Consider the following 17,894-nt stretch of genomic DNA (forward strand, 5'->3'; position numbering starts at 1 on the left):
ACGCAGAGTGCTTGATCGACTACGGCTGACCCGGCAGGGTGATCATGCTCGGATCCACCCTCTCCGAAGGAGCATCCATGTCTGTTCGTTCTCTGCTGTCCATCGCCGTCCTGACGGCTGCCGTCGGCGCGGGCCTCGCCCTGCCCGTCGCGGCGTCCGCGCAGGCCGCCGCTAAGCCCGTCTGCGTCGACGCCACCAACAGCCGCGCGGACAACACCCTGGTCCGGCTGTGGCAGTGCGTCGACCACGCCAACCAGAAGTTCGTGGTCGACGCCGGTCAGATCAAGGTCAAGGACACCCTCGGCGGCGCTCGCGAGGTCTGCCTCGACACCACCAACAGCCGCAAGAACGGCACCGGGCTCCGCCTCTGGCAGTGCCTCGACCACGCCAACCAGAAGTTCGTGATCGACGCCGGTCAGATCAAGGTCAAGGACACCCTCGGCGGCGCTCGCGAGGTCTGCCTCGACACCACCAACAGCCGCAAGAACGGCACCGAGGTCCGCCTCTGGCAGTGCCTCGACCACGCCAACCAGAAGTTCGTGATCGACGGCGGGGAGATCCGGGTGGAGGACACCCTCGGGTAGCGGCGGGCCCGCGCTTATCATGCGCTGGTGACGGGATCATGGGCCGGGGATCTGGCCATCGGGGTCGTGGTCGCGCTGCTGGCGACGTGGGCGGTCCTCATCGGCGCGCTGCTGGTCGTCCGTCCGCGGGGGGATCTGCTCCGGCAGGCCGTCCGGCTGCTGCCGGACGTCCTGCGGCTTCTCCGACGGCTGGCCGCCGACCGTGACCTGCCGCGCGGGGTGCGGGTCCGGCTGGCTCTCCTGCTCGGCTACCTGGCGGTTCCGTTCGATCTCGTGCCCGACTTCATCCCTGTCCTGGGGTACGCCGACGACGCGATCATCGTCACCGCCGTGCTGCGCTCGGTCGTCCGGCGGGCCGGGCTGGACGCGCTGCGCGCCCACTGGCCGGGCACCGACGACGGGTTCACCGTGCTCTGCCGGCTGACCGGCCTGAAGCCGTGACCCGCACGCCTAGCCCCAGGCGTGCGGGTCACGGGGCATCCGATCAGCCGCCGGGCTGGGTCACGCCGTTCACCGTCAGGGTGTAGGGCGCGTACTGCTGGCCGGTCTCGGTCGGCTCGTCGTAGGCGACGATGGCGACGACCTTGGTGAACGGCCGCGCGAGCAGGAGCTCAAGGCGGTTCAGGTTGATCGTGCCCTTGCCGTTGAACTCGACCTGGGCGGCCACGTGGTGCTTCTCGTCGAGGCCGACGAGGCGGACGTTCCAGTTGTGCACGGCCGTCGGCTTGATCTCGGTGAACGACTTGAACGGCGCGAGGCTGGAGCCGTCGCTCACCACGGTGCCGCCGACGGTGACGTCGTCGACGAGCAGGCCGCCCTCGTTGACGCCGCCGTCGGAGACGTACTGGAAGCCGAGCAGGACGCTCTGGCCCGCGTAGGCCGACAGGTCGAACGTGTGCGGCTCGAAGCCGGCGGTGGTGCCGTTCAGCGACGGGCCGAGCGGGCCCTCGACGGTCTGGTCACCGGCGACCGGGGTGTAGGTGGCCCCGCCGTCGGTGGAGACGACGACGTAGCCGTAGTCGTAGCCCTCCTCGGCGCCGTACTTGGCGAGCAGGCGCAGGGTGGGGTCGGCGGCCGGGACGGTCACCTGGGTGACCGCGCTGACGTTGAGGTTCTCCTCGTTGCCCGAGAACAGGACCGGGTTGCCGGCCCGGTCGGGGTCGTCGCTGACGATCGTCCAGGCCAGCGGCAGGGCGGGCAGGCCCGTCGCGCCGGTGAACTTCAGCGTCTTGAGCTCGCTGCCCTTGAACGGCGTGCCGTTCGCCTTCTGGAGCGTCACGTAGTCGGCCCCGTTGGGCGCGGCCCCGGGCGTGTCGTAGGTGTCGGGGTTGGCCAGGTTCACGGTGGAGCTCAGCGAGGCCGAGGTCACCCGGGACTTGGGCACGCCCAGCACGATGCCGGTGCGGTTCTCCACGATCCGGTCGAGCAGGACCATCGACTGGTAGTCGTGCAGGACCTTGTAGAGGTCGGCGTTCTCCCCGGCCAGGGCGGCCTTGAGGCTGGCCAGACCCTGGCGCTCGCCGTCGCGGTGCAGCGTGGACATGAAGTCGGCGCCGTAACGGTCGTACAGGAAGAGCATGACCTCGTAGGCGTTGCCGTAGTCGGCGAGCACCTCGCTCGGCTCGCCCTCACCCCAGAGGGTCAGCGAGTTCTGCGGCCCGCCGCACTGCCGGGGGTTGGGGTTGTACGGCGCCTGCACGCTGCCGAAGCCCTGGAAGCAGTAGATGTGGCTGTCGGCGCCGAACTCGTTGATCGTCTTGCGGGCGTCGACGTAGCCGGTCAGGGTCTGGGCGAAGTCCGAGAGGCCCTCGTTGATCCAGTTCCCCTCGAACGGGTCGGTGTAGTACATGAGCAGGTGCTGCCACTCGTGCGCGAACGTGCCCTCGTAGCTGTTCGGGCGGGCCGGGCGGCTGGTGCACAGGTCGTCGGTCGGCTCGTTGGCCGGGTTGTCGGTCGTGCGGTGCGCCCAGTCGTAGGCGTCGACGGTCATGACGTTGCGGTCGACGCGCTCGGTGATGCCGGCCGAGAAGAAGCCCGCGATGTACGTCGGCGACGCCGGGAAGTCGTAGAAGTTGTCGTCCCGGACGTTGTCGATCAGCGCGACGGTCTTGTCGCCGTCACCGGTGTAGTCGCCGGGGATGCGGGCGTTGCTCCCGTCGCGGTCGGGCGGGGTGGAGAACGCCTCGGTCTCCTTCGGGAACATGACCGTGTCGAACTCGTTCACGAAGTAGGCGACCTGGGCGTCGGTGATCGTCGTGGAGTTCGGGATCTGCGCACGGCAGTCCCCGGCCGGGAACGAAAGGTCGTTCGCGACCCACACCTCGATCTTGTCACCGACGCCGCGCAGCGTGAACGGCTTGGCGTAGGGCGCCGCGTTGGGCTGGGTGTCGTCGATGGCCAGCCAGTTGCGGACGGTGCCGACCGGCGGCGTCGCGGCCGCGGCGGCCGTCGTCTTGCGCGCCTTCGACGGCTCGTACCGGGCGGGCAGGTCGAGCTTCTTGCCGTCGTAGGTGTCCGCGAGCTTGCCGTCCCAGTGGCGCGTGTCGCTCAACGGAGCGGAGGCGGGCGCCGGAGCCGCGATGGCCGGAGCGGCGGCCGGGAGGAGCGTCACGAGCGGGAGGGCAAGGGCGGTGACTGCTAACGCGATGACACGACTGCGTGTCATGGAACCCCCTTCGGGTGCTGGCGCGGCGACATGACATGCCGCACTGACACACCGTGACTATCTGAAGGCGGAACCAACAAGCATGACATCTGCCAATAAAATTCCGTCAGTTTGGCGGTAAGCGCCCCTCCTTCACTCCGCACGGCGGCCGGAGTGAGATCTCCGCCGCACGAAAGACGCTGGTAGGACCGCTGCCCGATGTCGGTCGCGGTCGCCTCCGTGACTATGTTGGTCGGGTGACGACGGAAGCGGTGCAACTCAGCTCGGCCAAGGGCCGCTGGGTCCTGGTGACCACGGTGCTCGGTTCGGGCATGGCCCTCCTCGACGGGACCGTCGTCAACGTCGCGCTGCCCGACCTCGGGCGTCAGCTCGACGCCGACATCGAGGGCCTCCAGTGGACGATCAACGCCTACACCCTGACCCTCGCCGGGCTCATCCTGCTGGGCGGCTCCCTGGGCGACCGCTTCGGCCGCCGCAAGGTGTTCATGATCGGCGTGGTCTGGTTCGCGATCGCCTCGGCGCTGTGCGGCCTGGCCCCCAGCATGGAGACCCTGATCGCGGCCCGCGCCCTCCAGGGCGTCGGCGGCGCCCTGCTGACCCCCGGCTCGCTGGCGATCATCCAGGCCACCTTCTCGGCGCGGGACCGGCCGAGGGCCATCGGCGCGTGGTCGGGCCTGGGCGGCACCGCAGCCGCCATCGGCCCGCTGCTCGGCGGCTGGATCGTCGAGACGATCGGCTGGCGCTGGGTCTTCCTGATCAACCTGCCGCTGGCCGTGGTGGTGCTGGTCATCGCGGCCCGCCACGTGCCGGAGAGCCGTGACGAGGAGGCGGCCGGCAGGTTCGACGTGCTGGGCGCGGCGCTGGCGGCCCTCGGCCTGGCCGCGCTGACTTACGGCCTGATCGAGACCGAGAACGTGCCGATGATCCTGGGCACGGTCATCCTGGCCGGGTTCGTGATCGTCGAACACCACCGAGGCCCCCAGGCGCTGGTGCCGGTCACGATCTTCACCAACCGGACCTTCACCGCCGTCAACGTGGTCACCCTGTTCATGTACGCCGCGATGGGCGTGGTCTTCTTCCTGCTCGTGCTCCAGCTGCGGACCGTCTCGGGCTTCTCGCCGTTCGCGGCGGGCTCGGCCCTGGTCCCGGTGACGCTGCTGATGCTGGTCATCTCCCCGTACGCCGGTGAGCTCGCCCGCCGCATCGGCCCGCGCTGGCCCATGACGCTCGGCATCCTGGTCTCGGGGATCGCCTTCATGTGGATGAGCCGGATCGGCCCCGGCGCCCACTATCTGACCGAGGTCCTGCCCCCGGTCACCCTGTTCGGCCTGGGCCTGTCGGCCACGGTCGCCCCGCTGACGGCGACCGTGCTGGCCAGCGCCTCCCAGCGGCACGCCGGGATCGCGAGCGGCGTCAACAACGCCGTCGCCCGCACCGGCAGCCTGCTGTCGGTGGCGGCCGTCCCGCCACTGGTGGGGCTGACCGGCGAGGCCTACCTCAACCCCGCGCTGTTCGACTCGGCGTTCCAGCTCTCCATGTACGCGTGCGCGGGCATGATGGCGATCTCCGCGCTGATCTCCCTGGTGGGGATCAGGATCCGTTTCTAGGGCTGGGCGTCCGCCATGTCAGATCATGAAGTCTCACCGTTACGCGTCTCGCGCGTCCTCTTCAGCGGGGAGCTGAGCAGGCGCGTCCGCGAGTGGGCAAAGGCCGAAGGGCTGCCCGTCAGCCACCGGGGCCGGATCGCCACCCAGATCGTCGACGCCTTCTTCGCCGCCCACCCCGAGGCGCTCGCCGGCGCCGACCGGCTCGAACTGGTGCGCGCCGTCGCCCACGACCCGGAAGACGGGCGCGCCACGCCGCAGGACTACGCCTGGCAGGACCGTCCCGGCCCGCTGGACCCGATCTACACCCTCACCTTCGTCCACGGCCTGACCGAAAACGAGGTGCTGCGCCGCTTCGGGGTCGCGCCGCAGGACGTCAGGCCGTTCACCGAGGAGGACGTGTACGAGAACCTCGAACAGACGAACGGCCTGGGCGACGTCGTCCTGGTGGCCGGCCTCGGCGAGTGGGCCGTCGCGGTGGAACTCCGGGGCTGGCAGGGAACCGACCCCGACCTGCTCCGCGCGCTGTCCCGGGACGGCGGGCAGGCCATCGCGGTCGGCCGCCACGACTACGCCCATGACCAGTTCTCCTACGCCGTCGACGGGCGCCTGGTCACCTCGTTCGATCCCGCGTTCCCCCACCAGCGCCAGGGCACCGACCCCGACCGGCTCAACAGGCATCTGCGCGACCTCGGCATCGACCCCTCGGCCGGCGACCAGATCGAGAACGCCCTCCCCGCCGCTCTGGCCCTCGCGTCGAGGATCAGCGGGGTCGTGCTCCACCCCGCCCGCCTGCGGGAGCCGCTCCCCGGCGGGCGGATCACCTCTCACGACAGGACGTGACCGTAGAAGCCGTCGCCCTCGGCCAGCTTCTCGCCCTTCTTCCCCACGCCCGGGTAGGAGCCCTTCCTGACGCTCCCCCGGTAGCGGAACAGCGCGCCCTTCGTCGGCGCGCCGATCACCAGGTCGCCGCCGGCCACCGCCACCGCCGCGCCGAACTCGGCGCCCTTCGGGCCCGGGATGAGCAGGTTGTGGTTCCTGGTCAGGCCGCCCGTCCTGGTCCCCGGGAGCACCTGGACGGCGTTCTCGCCCGGCACCCCGACCACCAGTTCGTCGTCGCCGTCGCCGTTCAGGTCGCCCGTGGCCAGGGAGGTGCCGAAGCGGTCGTACATGACGGCCTCTCCGGCCAGGGCGTTCTGGGTCCAGGCCTCGGTGGTCCGGGGGTTCAGGCCGCTCGGGGAACCGTAGATGACGTCGACCGCGCCCTCGCCGTAGTCGCCGGCCCGCTGGAGGGGGTTGAGGCCCTCGCCGGGGACGCCGATCGCGAGGTCGTCGTGGCCGTCGGCGTTGAAGTCGCCGCTGGCCAGGGCGGCGCCGAAGGCGTCCCAGCTCTCGGAGAGGCCGTCGACGCCGTAGGTCTCCTGGGAGTAGAGCAGCCGCCGCTTCCCGTCGACGAGGGTGACGGTGCCCTCGCCCTGGCGGATGAGGTTGGCGCCGGGGGCGCCGATGACCAGTTCGTCGGTGCCGTCGCCGTCGAAGTCGCCGGTGGCCAGGGCCTCGCCGAACTGGTCGGTGACCGCGCCGCCGTCGTTCTTGACGCGGCGCAGCTTCCTGCCCTGGCCGTGGACGTAGACGTTGCCGCCGCCGGGGGCGCCGATGGCGAGTTCGTCGTCGCCGTCGCCGTCGAGGTCGCCCGCCGCCAGGGCCGCGCCGAAGCGGTCTCCACCACTGCCGGGCAGCTTGACGGTCTCGCGTCTGGTCAGGCCGTAGAGGATCTCGACCACGCCGTGGCCGTCGGCGCCGTTCAGCGGGCCGTCGTCCTCCTCGGAGGCGCCGATCGCGAGGTCGGTGCAGCCGTCGCCGTCGAAGTCGCCGGTCGCCAGGGCCGAGCCGAACATGTCGCCGGGCTCGGGGTCGTCCTGGGTGATCAGCGGGCCTTCCTCGAAATCGGTGAAGATCCGGACCGCGCCCGCTCTGACCTGGCCGTCGACGGTCGCGTAGGGCTGGGCGACGGCCAGCAGGCCGGCCGTGCCGCAGGCCGGGGCGAGGCCGGTGAGCAGCGGGATCGCGAGGGCCACCACGCCGAGGATCACGCGAACCTCCGCTCGCCCGACGGGACGGTGAACCGGGCCGAGGTCTTGGCGGGCGCGCCCCGGCGGCTGATGTAGTCGAGGGTGCGGAAGTCGGCCGTCAGCTCGGTGTCGGTGAGGCGGGCCAGGATGTAGCCGCGGCGCTGGTCGAGATACTTGATGTGCGGGTTCTCGGCGCGGAGCGCGGACATCCGCTCGGTGTCGCGGTAGCCGTCGCCGTCGCTGGCGATCGAGGTCGCGACCAGCTCGACGCCGACGTTGGTGCTGGGGTCGTCGAAGTCGGTGCGCAGCTCCGCCGCGTGGTGGATGTGCGCGTCACCGGTGAGCACGACCGGGTTGCTCACCCCCGCCATGCCGCGCAGGAGCTGGTCGCGCTCGGCCGCGTACCCGTCCCAGGAGTCGAGGTTGACCTCGCGGCCGGGACCGTACTTGAGGTCCTTCTGGGTCATCACGATCTGCTGGCCGACCAGGTTCCACCGGGCCGGGGAGTCGCGCAGGCCGTCCACGAGCCACTGGTGCTGGCCCTTGCCGAGGAGGGAGCGCGAGCCGTCGAGTCGGTCGTCGCATCCGGCGCGCACGCCGTCCTCGCACGCCTGGTCGTCGCGGAACTGGCGGGTGTCGAGCAGGTGGAAGCGGGCCAGCGGCCCCCACGACACCCGCCGGTTGATCGTGATGGAGGCGCCCTTCGGGACGCTGGCCTTACGGAGCGGCATGTTCTCGTAATAGGCCTGGAAGGCGAAGGCCCGGCGCTGGTCGAAGGCGGGGGCGTTGCTGGCCGAGACGTCGGCGGCCCAGTTGTTCTCGATCTCGTGGTCGTCGAAGGCGACCAGCCACGGCGCGACCGCGTGGGCGGCCTGGAGGTCGGGGTCGCTCTTGTACTGGGCGTGCCGCATCCGGTAGTCGGCCAGCGTCGCGCACTTCACGCCGCCCGAGTGGGTGCGGATGTTGCCGAACGGGGCGGTGTAGCCGTTGGGCTGGTATTCGTACATGTAGTCGCCCAGGTGGACGACCAGGTCGGGCTCCTGCTCGGCCAGCCGGCGGTAGGCCGTGTAGTAGCCGTGCTCCCAGTGGGCGCACGCCGCGATGGCGAACGTGAGGGGCGACAGCGCGGCCGGGCTGGTCCGGGTGCGGCCGACGGGCGAGACGGCGTTCTCGGCGCGGAAGCGGTAGAAGTACTCCCGGCCCGGCTGGAGACCGGTCAATTCGACGTGCACGCTGTGCGCGGAGCGGGCGGAGGCGACGGCCGTCCCGTCCCGCACGACGGTCGCGAACCTCTCGTCTGTGGACACCTGCCACTTCACGTCGATGTCCCGCGAGGGCATCGAACCCCGGCCGTCGGCGCCGTAGGGGTCGATGACGAGACGGGTCCACAACACGAAGCCGTCAGGGGCCGGGTCTCCCGAGGCGACGCCGACGCCGAAGGGGTCGGTCTTCAGGGCGCGGGAGGGGAGAGCCGGGAGGGCGGGCGCGGCGGCGGCCAGGATCACGCCGGAGATGAACGATCTGCGCTGCACCCCGACAGTGCAGACCGTGCGTCTGTCTGATTTCTTTTACCGCTCTGACCAGCGCGAGAACCAAAAATGAACAGACGTGCGCGTACCCGTTGTCAATGAACGCCCGGCGTCACTCCGTCAGGTTCGCGATGAACGACTCGATGCTCGCGCATGTCTCCGCGTCGCCCGCCTCGCGGAACGCGTCGAGCGCCTCCTCGGCGGTGATCTCCGCCTCGGCGAACCGCCCGAGGCGGGCGTAGGCCTCCGCCAGGGACAGGCGGGCGTACCGGACCGGCTCCATCTCGCCCTCGGCGACGTACTGCGCGACGGCCTCGACCAGGTCGTCGAGCGCCTCGGGGACCCGGCCCAGCTGGAGGCGGAGGGAGCCGCGCTCGTGGTGGATCCCGGCCCGTTCGGCGACGGGGGCGTACGCGACGGCCTCGTCGTAGGCGGCCAGCGCGCCCTCGTGATCGGCACCGGCGTCGAGCAGCGCGTGGGCGTGCCGGACGCAGGCGCGGGCCAGGCCCTCGCGGTCGTCGGCGGCGCGCATCGCGTCGCGGGCCCGTGAGGCGGTCTCGACGTCGCCGCGCAGCCCCGCCAGCAGCAGCAGTCCCCCGGGCGAGGGCGGGGCGGCGGCCAGGACCCGCTCGGCGTCGGCCTCCCGGCCGAGCGTCAGGTAGGCGTGGGCGAGGCGGACCACGGCGTTCGGGTTCCGCAATGCGGCGGTCGACGCCTCGACCAGCGGCAGCCCCTCCTCCTCCTGGCCGAGCTGGCAGAGCAGCAGGCCGAGGCGGCCCAGCGAGCTCTGCCGGCGCTCCTCGTCGGTGTGGAGCTCGGCCGCCCGCCGCCATTCGGCCAGCGCCTCACCGGTGTCCCCGGCGACCATGGCGGTCAGCCCCCGGCCGTCGGCCCGCCGCGCCTCCAGCGACGGGACGGGATCGAGGGCGTCGTACCGCTCCCAAGCGGCTTTGGCGTCGTCGAGGCGGCCGCGCTGCCAGGCCTCCTCCGCCAGGTCGAGCAGTTCCTCGGGGGTGTGCGCGGGCGGCAGCGGCGCGGGAGGGAGGGGCGGCGGGGAGTGCCGGGCGCGCGGGTCGAGCGGCACGTGCTCGGCCAGTGGCCGGGCGGTCAGCCACTCCTCGACGCGGCGGCCCTGTTCGGGGGTCCCGTTGCGGGCGTCGAACCGGGCGGCGATCTCCCGGGCCCTGGCGGTGAGCGCTGCCTCCTCGGCCGCGTCGCCGGGCTGGGCGTGGCCCTGCTCGCGGAGCAGGCGGAGCAGCAGCGCGCCCGCGGCGGCGAACCACATCGCCGCGCCGGGACTCGGGGCCTTCTCCAGCAGCGGGCGCTCGCGGGTGAAAATCTCCAGCCCCCGGGCCAGGTTGCCGCTGACCGCGCAGAACCACAGGTGGGTGGCGATCTCCTCGACCTCGTTGGCGTCGCCGCGCATCGCCCGGTAGGCGACCCGGTGGGCGTGCGCGGCCTCGGCGAACCTGCCGGTCCGCAGGTAGGCGGGCAGCAGCGTGGTCAGGATGCTCTGCGGCTGGACGTGACACGTCAGCTCGCCGCGCAGCACCGGCTCGGCGAGCTCGACGGCCTCCTCGTCACGGCCGCGCAGGGTCAGGTAGAAGGCCTTGGACGTCGGGTCGCACCCCTCGCAGTCGCTCAGGATGTCGCGGGGGGTGGTCGTCCAGCGGTGGTAGAGGTCGTCGGCGAGGGCGAAGTCGCCCAGGTGGGCGGCGTGCGCGCAGCGGGCGGCGTAGACGGCGTGCATGCCGTTGCCGCTCTCGCGGTAGCGGCGCTCCATGTCGTCGAGCATCTGGTGGGTGCGGGCCAGCGGCACCTCGGGGAAGCGCCGCAGGTCGCCGACGATCCACTTGAAGTGCCACAGCACGTTGTGCAGGGACCAGTCGCCGAAACCGCCGGGCTCGGCGTCGTGGTCGGCCAGGCAGCGGGCGAACGCCGCGAAGGCCTTGGCGTGCTCGGCGCCGTACTGGTAAGCCTCGGTGAGCTCCATCCGGACCGCCCAGACCAGGCTCCGGTCGCCGGTCGCCTCGGCCCGCTGGAGCGCCGTCTCCAGCAGCGTGGTCTTCGCCTCGCCGTACGGCAGCGACTGCGCCCGGTCGACGAGGTCGGCGATCTCATCCATTGACGGCCCAGTCGAGCAGGCCCAGGAACGACCGGTTGAGGGTGGCGGTGTCGGCCGCCCGCATCGGGTGGTGGCCGTGCAGCAGCGCCATGCCGTAGAGCGCCTCGACGGCGGTCGCGGCCAGCGCCGGGTCGGCCAGCCGGGTGACCCGGCGGACCAGCGGGTTGCGGTGGTTCAGCACGAGCTGCGGCTTCTCGCCGCCGCCCGCGTCGAGCGCGCCCAGCACGTCGGCCCACATCTCCCCCGCCACCTCGGCGGCCTCCTTGGCCTGCGCGTCGTGGCGGGCGGCCCGGCTGGTCAGGTAGAGGGCGGGCAGCGCCGCCGGGTCGAAGTCGCGTAAGACGACCTCGCAGCCCAGCGGGGCCAGCGCGGCGGCCGCGGTGGCGAGGAACCCGCGCACGGCGAGCTCGGCGGCCGGGTCGACGGGGGCCATCCGGGTGGTGAGCTCGGCCGGTTCGAGGCGGGACAGCCCGTGGCCGGGCTCGATGCGCGACAGCCGGGCGAGGATGTCGCCGTCGTAGACGTAGCCGCCGTTCAGCAGTCCCACGCCCTGCGCGGCGCAGACCCCGGCGAGCTGGCGGAACTCGTCGACGCTGGTGGTGTAGCGGCCGTGCGGGTGGCGGACCCGGAACTGGGCGAGGGTCATCGGGCCCTCGGCGGTCTCGTATTCGAGCCATCGGTCGACCAGCCGCAGCATGTCGTCGTCGTGCAGCGCGAGGGCCTTGACGCCCAGGTGGTGCAGCCGGAGGAAACCGCGCAGGCGGGCCGGATCGGTGGCGGCCAGCTTCACCAGCCACTCGCGCAGCTGCGCGCCGAGCGCGTCACGGGTGTGTTCGAGCAGGTCGTCGTCGTAGAGGGCCTCGCGGGAGGCGGTCGGCCGCAGCTCGGCGGCGTCGACCACGACCCGCACGAAGAACGCCCACTCGGGCAGCAGCCCGGTCAGCTTCTCCGACAGCAGCATGCCCTTGAGGTAGACGCGGTGCGCGTCGCGCGCCCCCGGGTTGGCGGGATGGGGCACCACGAAGGCCACCCCGGTCAGCCCCGCCTCGGGCACCTCCAGGTCGATCACGTCGAAGGCGGGGAAGCCGAAGAGCTCTCTCCCGTACGAGATGAGCGCCTCCCGCCGCAGCAGCGGGCTGGCGTGGCGGACCTGCCAGGGCGCGCCGTCACCGGAGATCGGCGTGCCGTCGACGGTCACCTCGACGGGCAGCAGCGAGCCGTAGAGCGTGGCCAGTTCGGTCACCGTCCGGCTGGACGTCCACACGGCCGCGTCGCGGCGGGGGCGCAGGGTGACGGTGGTGCCGGGCTCGCCCTGAGCAGGAGTGGTGGCGACGTCGTAGCTGCCGTCCGAGCGCCCGGTCCACAGGACGGCCGGCCCGCCGGAGGCCGACCGCGACTCGACGTGGATCTCGTCGGCCACCAGGAACCCCGACAGCAGCCCGATCCCGAACTGCCCCAGGAACTCGTGCCGGGCGAACCCGAGCTCGTCGCGCTTGGACGAGCGCCCGATCGTCGCCAGCAGCGTGTGCACCTCGTCGTCGGTGAGCCCGACGCCGGTGTCGTGCACCCGGATCGTCTCGGGGCCCACCTCGACCCGGATGCGCCCGGGCGCCATCGGATCACCCGCCCGCCGCGCGGTGATCGCGTCACACGCGTTCTGCAGCAGCTCACGGACGTAGACCCGCGGACTGGAGTAGAGATGCCGGCTGAGCAGATCGACCACTCCGCGCAGGTCGACCTGAAAGGCCCGGGTCCCTTCGGTGTACGGCACGCGACGACCCTATCGAGCTTTTTACTGCAGAAAGTCCCGCAAATGGGAGTTCAAGACACCGCAACCCAGGTAATTGCGGACGGTATGAAAGTCGAGCCAGTCGATGTTGCACGGAAAGTCACGTTCCACGCCCTTGAAAACGGGACGCAACTCCGTGGGAATGGCGGCGATGTCGTCCTTGTCGGCGAAGTTGATCCACCGCTTCACCCCCGGGGGCCGCGCCCCCATCCCGGCGACCGGCAGCGGCGCGAGCCGTTCGAACACCACGTTGCGCATCCCGAGCGGCGACCCGAGCGTCACGAGCAGCTCGGCCCGCAGATCGGGGTGCGCCCAGAACGCCTCGTACGCCACCACGCTCCCCAGCGAATGGGCGATCACCACCCTCGGTGCGCGCCGCCGGATCACCGTGGCCACCGCGTCCCGCGCGAGCGTGCGGGGCGAGCCGCCCCCGAGATAGGTGGCCACCTCGGGACAGAAGTCCTCGGCGAACCGCAGCGCGCCCTCGCCGAGCCGGTCGAGCAGCCAGGCCGCCAGCCGGTGGGCCACTGAGGTCAGCGTCTCCCCCGCCGCGGCGGCGACCCGATGGTCTTCGACCTGGCGCATCCAGTCGGTGAAGACCATCTTCTCGGGCGGCGCCATCTTCTTCGGCGGCTGAGGAGTGCCTTTACGCAGGTGGTGGGCGTAATAGGCGACCTCGGCGACGGGCGCGGACCTCAATCCGCCGTCGTGGAGATAGCGGTTCCATTTGGCCCGCATCAGCTCGGCCGCCCTGGCCGGGGAACCCTCGCCCTGTTCGAAGTACTTGTACTTCCCGATGCCGTGCACACCGACGATCGTCACCCGGCCACAGTGCCGGAAAAATGCGTTGAACGCACGGCTAATCTGGGAGGCATGACCGAGATTCCGGAGGCCGAGCTCAGCTGGCGGTTCTCGCGTTCCTCCGGGCCCGGCGGCCAGGGTGTGAACACGACCGACAGCCGGGTGGAGCTCAGCTTCGACATCGCCAACACCGAGATCCTGACCGACGTCCAGAAGGAACGCGCGCTGACCCGGCTGGCCAACCGGCTCGTCGACGGCGTGCTGACGATCAGCGCGCAGGAGTTCCGCTCCCAGCTGCGCAACCGCGAGGCGGCCCGCATGCGGCTGACGCAGACGCTGCGCGAGGCGATCGCGCCGCCCGCGAAGAAGCGGCGCCCGACCAAGCCCTCCAAGGGCCAGGTGGAGCGCCGCCTGCAGAACAAGAAGCGCCGCTCCGACGTCAAGAAGCTGCGGCGGGACGTCTCCTAGCGCTCGGTCCGGTCCTCCATCTCCCAGACGTGGTCGAGCACGTGCCAGATGATCCGCCGGGAGGCGTAGCGGACGGGCCACTTGTAGTCGTCGCCGTCGAGCGGCCGGGAGACCACCTCCAGCAGCCTCGGCCGCAGCTCGGCGACGTCGGCCGCCCTGACCCTCACGTCGAGCTTGGCGGCGTAGGCGCGTTCGGCCGACACGACGTGGGCGACCATCTTGTCGCGGTCGCGCCCGCCGCCGCGCGGCCCCTTGCGCAGCTCCTCCGGGGTGATCCCGACGACGTCGTCGAAGACCCCCCAGGCCGCCCGCATCAGCGCGGCGTTCCTGGCCGCCTCGTCGGGGCCCCACGGCTCCTCGTCGAGGACGGCCGGCAGCGCGGGCGCGCCGAAGTCGGTCGTCGCGTTGCCGGTGATCTTCTCGGCGACCCGGATCTCGCCCGGCTCGAACACCAGCCCGGCCCGGTCGGCGACCACGCGGTAGCGCTCCTCGTAGGAGAGGAGCGCCTCGATCGCGTCGTCCTCGTTCCTGGCCGAGCGGCTCCAGCCCGGCCAGTCGACCGAGTTGGCGAAGACCTTCTTCTTGCCGAGCTCCAGGTAGATGGTGTGCATGTCCACCACCCTGGCACCCATACCTGCCAGAACGTGACAGCTACATGGGGCAGCTACACCATGTCGATCAGGTCGGCGACCGAGTTCACCACCTGCGACGGGCGGTAGGGCCAGCGGTCGATCTGGTCGGCCTTGGCGACGCCGGTCAGCACCAGGATCGTGTGGAGGCCGGCCTCCATGCCGCAGACGACGTCGGTGTCCATGCGGTCGCCGATCATCGCGGTCGACTCGCTGTGGGCGTCGATGCGGTTGAGGGCGCTGCGCATCATCATCGGGTTGGGCTTGCCGACGAAGTAGGGGTCGACGCCGGTCGCCTTGGTGATCATCGCGGCCACCGCGCCGCAGGCGGGCAGGTTGCCCTCGTGGGAGGGGCCGACGGCGTCGGGGTTGGTGGCGATGAAACGGGCGCCGTTCTCGATCAGCCGGATCGCCCGCGTGATGTGGGAGAAGCTGTAGGTGCGGGTCTCGCCGAGCACGACGTAGTCGGGGTTCAGGTCGGTCAGGTAGTAGCCCGCGTCGTGGAGCGCGGTGGTCAGGCCCGACTCGCCGATCACATAGGCGCTGCCCTCGGGGCGCTGACCGGCCAGGAAGTCGGCGGTGGCCAGCGCGGAGGTCCAGATGGCCTCCGGCGGCACCTCAAGACCGGCCGACCGGAGCCGGACCGAAAGGTCACGCGGGGTGTAGATCGAGTTGTTGGTGAGCACGAGGAACCGTTTCCCCGAGGCGCTCAGCCTCTTGATGAACTCGTCGGCCCCCGGTACGGGTTGCCCCTCGTGGACCAGGACGCCGTCCATGTCGGACAGCCAGCATTCAATAGGCTTGCGCTCGCTCATGGGGACAAGCATCGCAGAAGGAAATAAACGGAGTAAGACTCCGGTTATCGCTGGTCATGGACAACATCCAAGGCGTCGCCCGCGGGACGGCCGAGGTCCCGCTGTCGGTTCTCGAACTCGCGACCGTCGGCGACGGGATCACCCCGGCCGAGGCCCTGCGCGGGGCGACCGACCTGGCCAGGAAGGCCGAGCAGTGGGGCTTCCACCGCATCTGGGTGGCCGAGCACCACGGCATGCCGGGGGTGGCCAGCTCCTCCCCCGCCGTGCTGATCGCCCATCTGGCGGCGGCGACCGAGCGGATCAGGATCGGGTCGGGCGGCGTGATGCTGCCCAACCACGCGCCGCTGGTGGTGGCCGAGCAGTTCGGCACTCTGGAGGCGCTGCACCCGGGCCGCATCGACCTAGGCCTCGGCCGCGCCCCCGGCACCGACATGGCCACCGCCCACGCGCTGCGCCGCAGCGCCGAGGTCGACCCCGACGAGTTCCCGCAGGCCGTGGGCGAGCTGACCGCCTTCCTCGACGGGACGTTCCCGCGCATCCAGGCGATCCCGCGCGGCCCGGAGCGCCCGCCGATCTGGCTGCTCGGGTCGAGCGGCTTCTCGGCCAGGCTGGCCGGGCTGCTCGGGCTGCCGTTCGCGTTCGCCCACCACTTCAGCGCGGCCAACACCGAACCGGCACTGGAGATCTACCGCACCTCGTTCCGCCCGTCGGAGGTGCTGTCCGCGCCCTACGCGATGCTCGGCGTCTCGGCGCTGGCGGCGGAGACCGAGGAGGAGGCCCACCGGCAGGCGCTGCCCGGCGCGCTGTCGTTCCTGCGGCTGCGGTTCGGCACCCCGGGCCCGTTCCCGACCCCGGAGGAGGCCGCCGCGTACGAGTTCAGCCCGATGGAGGCCGAGTTCGTCCGCGACCGCCTGGCCAACGTCGCGCTCGGCACCCCCGACCAGGTCAGGGCCGGCCTCGACGAGCTGCGCAAGCGCACCGACGCCGACGAGCTGATGATCACCACCATGGTCCACGGCACCGAGACCCGGATCCGCTCCTACGAGCTGATCGCGCAGGCCTACGGGCTCATCTAGCCGCCGGGGCCAGGCGCTCCATCGCCTCCTCGGCCAGGGCCAGGGAGGCGGCCGGGTCGGCGTCGGGCGCGCCGAAGGCGGGGTTGAAGTTGAGGTCGTGGAAGATCTCGGTCATGCCCCGCCCGGCGAGCTCCTCGACGTCCTCGCGGATCTTCTCGTAGGGCCCCGACAGCAGCCGGGACGTGTCGTCGCCGGGCGTGGTGACGCCCCGGCAGACGAAGCGCAGGACCGAGGGGTCGCGACCGGCCGCCTCGGCCGCCTCCTTGATCGTGGCGATCATGGACGGGAGGTCGTCGTCGAGCATCCGGCTGGAGCTGATCCAGCCGTCGGCCAGCCGCCCGGCCCGCCGGAGAGCGGCGGGCGCGCCGCCGCCGAGCAGAAGGGGCGGCGGGGTCTCCGGCTTGGGGTCCTGGCGTGAGGGCACCACGTCGTAGAACTCCCCGTGGTGCTCGATCACGTCGTCGGTCCAGAACCGCCTGAGCAGCTCGATGTACTCGTCGGCGCGCTTGCCCCGGCGTTCCAGCGGCACCTTGGAGGCGATGAACTCCTCCTCCATCCAGCCGATCCCGAGCCCGGCGTCGAGCCGCCCGCCGCTCACCGCCTGGAGCGTGGCCAGTTGCTTGCCCAGCAGCGCGGGCGAGAAGAACGGCAGGTTCAGCACGGCCACGCCGAGCCGGATCCGCGAGGTCAGCGCCGCGACGTACGCGAGCGACACGATGGGGTCCTGCACGCTGCGGTAGGCGGAGCCGATGTCGGTGGCCGCCGGGTGGAGCAGCCGCTGGAACGTCCAGACCTCGTCGTATCCGAGTTCCTCGGCGCGGGTCGCCACCCGGGCCATGATCTGGGGGGTCGCCCACGTGCCCGAGACGGGCACACCGAAGCCGATTCTCATGTCTTAGATTGTCCCGGTGTCCCTCCTCGACGAACTAGTGCGCCACGCGGGCGGCGGCGTTCCCACGGTCCTGAAGGACACCCGCGTGCTCGTCGTCCGGGTGGGCGACGTGGTGGTGAAGGCCCACGAGGCCGACACCGACGAGGCGGCGCTGAAGGCGCGCCTGGCGGTCGAGCTGCCCGCCGGGCTGATGCTCCGCGCGCTGTCGGTCGACCGGGTCGGCGGCCGGATCGTCACCGTTTGGCCCGCCGGGCGGCCGCTCACCCCCGACGACCTCGACGACGCGCCGTGGGAGCAGGCCGGTGAGCTGCTGGCCGAGCTCCACCGCCAGCCGGTGCCCGACGGCCTGCCGATGATGGGCGGCCCGGAGCGGGTGACCCGCGCGGTGGCGCGCCTCGAACCGGGCGACGTCCCGCGCCGGGCGTACCCGACGCTGAACCTGAACCAGCGGCGGCGCGCGCTGACGCACGGCGACTGGCACCTCGGCCAGTTGCTGCACCACGACGGCGCCTGGACGCTCATCGACCCCGACGACCTCGGCTGGGGCGACCCGGCCTGGGATCTGGCCCGCCCGGCCGCGTGGTTCGCCAACGGCCTGATGGACCCGGCGGGCTGGGACCGGCTGACCCGTTCCTACCTGCGCGCCGGTGGGACCGCCGTCTCGGAGGACGACATGTGGCGGGAACTCGACGGGCCGGCCCGCGCGTTGACCGTCCAGTTGGCGGCCGTCGCGGTGGCCAATGCCCGCGAAGACGACGTACCGCTTGACGACGCGGCGGCGGCTCTGATGTCCTCCTGCGAGAGGATCCTGGCCACACCGCCGCTGTCCTAGAGTGAACGGTGCA

At 71.6% G+C, this 17,894-nt stretch carries 16 protein-coding genes; 7 read left to right on the top strand and 9 right to left on the bottom strand.

The window, feature by feature from the left end; genetic code table 11:
• Positions 1-77: 77 nt before the first annotated feature.
• Together AW270_RS11570 and AW270_RS11575 are read left to right on the top strand one after the other, a co-directional pair.
• Positions 78-584, top strand: coding sequence for an RICIN domain-containing protein (locus AW270_RS11570; protein WP_061293759.1), 507 nt, complete (start codon positions 78-80; stop codon positions 582-584).
• Positions 585-611: 27 nt separating this feature from the next.
• The gene (locus AW270_RS11575; RefSeq protein WP_061293760.1) at positions 612-1,025 is read left to right on the top strand and encodes a YkvA family protein; all 414 of its coding nucleotides are present in this window, start codon (positions 612-614) and stop codon (positions 1,023-1,025) included.
• Between the two features lie 43 nt (positions 1,026-1,068).
• Here the strand turns inward: AW270_RS11575 and AW270_RS11580 are convergent, their stop codons facing one another.
• Entirely contained in the window at positions 1,069-3,249 is a 2,181-nt protein-coding gene (locus AW270_RS11580; protein WP_061293762.1) for a M6 family metallopeptidase, read from the bottom strand.
• Between the two features lie 236 nt (positions 3,250-3,485).
• On the opposite strand from AW270_RS11580, the gene AW270_RS11585 reads away from it, so the two are divergent.
• Positions 3,486-4,856 (top strand): MFS transporter, encoded by a 1,371-nt coding sequence (locus tag AW270_RS11585; protein WP_061293764.1) that lies wholly within the window; start codon positions 3,486-3,488, stop codon positions 4,854-4,856.
• A gap of 15 nt (positions 4,857-4,871) precedes the next feature.
• Positions 4,872-5,696 (top strand): DUF6461 domain-containing protein, encoded by an 825-nt coding sequence (locus tag AW270_RS40535; protein WP_061293766.1) that lies wholly within the window; start codon positions 4,872-4,874, stop codon positions 5,694-5,696.
• Here AW270_RS40535 and AW270_RS11595 read toward each other — a convergent pair.
• The 5 genes from AW270_RS11595 to AW270_RS11615 form a co-directional block, all read right to left on the bottom strand.
• Entirely contained in the window at positions 5,681-6,946 is a 1,266-nt protein-coding gene (locus AW270_RS11595) for an FG-GAP-like repeat-containing protein (protein WP_061293768.1), read from the bottom strand. The two genes, AW270_RS40535 and AW270_RS11595, sit on opposite strands and share 16 nt — an antisense overlap.
• Positions 6,943-8,457: an alkaline phosphatase D family protein gene (locus AW270_RS11600; protein ID WP_061293770.1), complete on the bottom strand. Its 1,515-nt coding sequence runs from the start codon at positions 8,455-8,457 to the stop codon at positions 6,943-6,945. Before AW270_RS11600 ends, AW270_RS11595 begins: the two co-directional genes overlap by 4 nt.
• Positions 8,458-8,566: 109 nt before the next feature.
• Positions 8,567-10,579, bottom strand: a complete 2,013-nt coding sequence (locus tag AW270_RS41140) for a hypothetical protein (protein WP_061293772.1) — start codon at positions 10,577-10,579, stop codon at positions 8,567-8,569.
• Positions 10,572-12,350, bottom strand: a complete 1,779-nt coding sequence (locus AW270_RS11610; protein ID WP_061293774.1) for an HSP90 family protein — start codon at positions 12,348-12,350, stop codon at positions 10,572-10,574. Before AW270_RS11610 ends, AW270_RS41140 begins: the two co-directional genes overlap by 8 nt.
• A 21-nt stretch (positions 12,351-12,371) precedes the next feature.
• A complete protein-coding gene (locus AW270_RS11615; protein ID WP_061293776.1) occupies positions 12,372-13,190 on the bottom strand; it encodes an alpha/beta fold hydrolase in 819 nt (272 codons plus the stop codon).
• Between the two features lie 51 nt (positions 13,191-13,241).
• Between AW270_RS11615 and arfB the strand changes: the two genes are divergently transcribed.
• Positions 13,242-13,637 carry an alternative ribosome rescue aminoacyl-tRNA hydrolase ArfB gene (arfB, locus tag AW270_RS11620; protein ID WP_061293778.1) on the top strand — a complete coding sequence of 132 codons (396 nt, stop codon included), beginning with the start codon at positions 13,242-13,244 and terminating at the stop codon, positions 13,635-13,637.
• On the opposite strand, the gene AW270_RS11625 is transcribed toward arfB, so the two are convergent.
• Positions 13,634-14,248 (bottom strand): hypothetical protein, encoded by a 615-nt coding sequence (locus AW270_RS11625; protein WP_245674673.1) that lies wholly within the window; start codon positions 14,246-14,248, stop codon positions 13,634-13,636. The genes arfB and AW270_RS11625 overlap by 4 nt on opposite strands.
• A 53-nt stretch (positions 14,249-14,301) precedes the next feature.
• Entirely contained in the window at positions 14,302-15,081 is a 780-nt protein-coding gene (locus AW270_RS11630) for an HAD-IIA family hydrolase (protein WP_061293783.1), read from the bottom strand.
• Positions 15,082-15,137: 56 nt separating this feature from the next.
• Between AW270_RS11630 and AW270_RS11635 the strand changes: the two genes are divergently transcribed.
• Positions 15,138-16,157 (top strand): LLM class flavin-dependent oxidoreductase, encoded by a 1,020-nt coding sequence (locus AW270_RS11635; RefSeq protein ID WP_061293785.1) that lies wholly within the window; start codon positions 15,138-15,140, stop codon positions 16,155-16,157.
• Here AW270_RS11635 and AW270_RS11640 read toward each other — a convergent pair.
• On the bottom strand, positions 16,150-17,049 hold the full coding sequence (locus tag AW270_RS11640) for a TIGR03619 family F420-dependent LLM class oxidoreductase (RefSeq protein ID WP_061293787.1): 900 nt from the start codon (positions 17,047-17,049) through the stop codon (positions 16,150-16,152). The two genes, AW270_RS11635 and AW270_RS11640, sit on opposite strands and share 8 nt — an antisense overlap.
• A 16-nt stretch (positions 17,050-17,065) precedes the next feature.
• On the opposite strand from AW270_RS11640, the gene AW270_RS11645 reads away from it, so the two are divergent.
• Entirely contained in the window at positions 17,066-17,881 is an 816-nt protein-coding gene (locus AW270_RS11645) for a phosphotransferase family protein (RefSeq protein ID WP_245674674.1), read from the top strand.
• The last annotated feature ends 13 nt before the right edge of the window (positions 17,882-17,894 follow it).

It is taken from the genome of Herbidospora cretacea (assembly GCF_001570605.1).
Classification (GTDB): domain Bacteria; phylum Actinomycetota; class Actinomycetes; order Streptosporangiales; family Streptosporangiaceae; genus Herbidospora; species Herbidospora cretacea.

Excerpts from the sequence above, each read along its gene's own strand:
- AW270_RS11570 (WP_061293759.1), top strand. The coding sequence starts at position 78 with ATGTCTGTTCGTTCTCTGCTGTCCATCGCCGTCCTGACGGCTGCCGTC.
- AW270_RS11580 (WP_061293762.1), bottom strand. The coding sequence starts at position 3,249 with ATGACACGCAGTCGTGTCATCGCGTTAGCAGTCACCGCCCTTGCCCTC.
- AW270_RS40535 (WP_061293766.1), top strand. The coding sequence starts at position 4,872 with ATGTCAGATCATGAAGTCTCACCGTTACGCGTCTCGCGCGTCCTCTTC.
- AW270_RS41140 (WP_061293772.1), bottom strand. The coding sequence starts at position 10,579 with ATGGATGAGATCGCCGACCTCGTCGACCGGGCGCAGTCGCTGCCGTAC.
- arfB (WP_061293778.1), top strand. The coding sequence starts at position 13,242 with ATGACCGAGATTCCGGAGGCCGAGCTCAGCTGGCGGTTCTCGCGTTCC.
- AW270_RS11625 (WP_245674673.1), bottom strand. The coding sequence starts at position 14,248 with ATGCACACCATCTACCTGGAGCTCGGCAAGAAGAAGGTCTTCGCCAAC.
- AW270_RS11630 (WP_061293783.1), bottom strand. The coding sequence starts at position 15,081 with ATGAGCGAGCGCAAGCCTATTGAATGCTGGCTGTCCGACATGGACGGC.
- AW270_RS11635 (WP_061293785.1), top strand. The coding sequence starts at position 15,138 with ATGGACAACATCCAAGGCGTCGCCCGCGGGACGGCCGAGGTCCCGCTG.
- AW270_RS11640 (WP_061293787.1), bottom strand. The coding sequence starts at position 17,049 with ATGAGAATCGGCTTCGGTGTGCCCGTCTCGGGCACGTGGGCGACCCCC.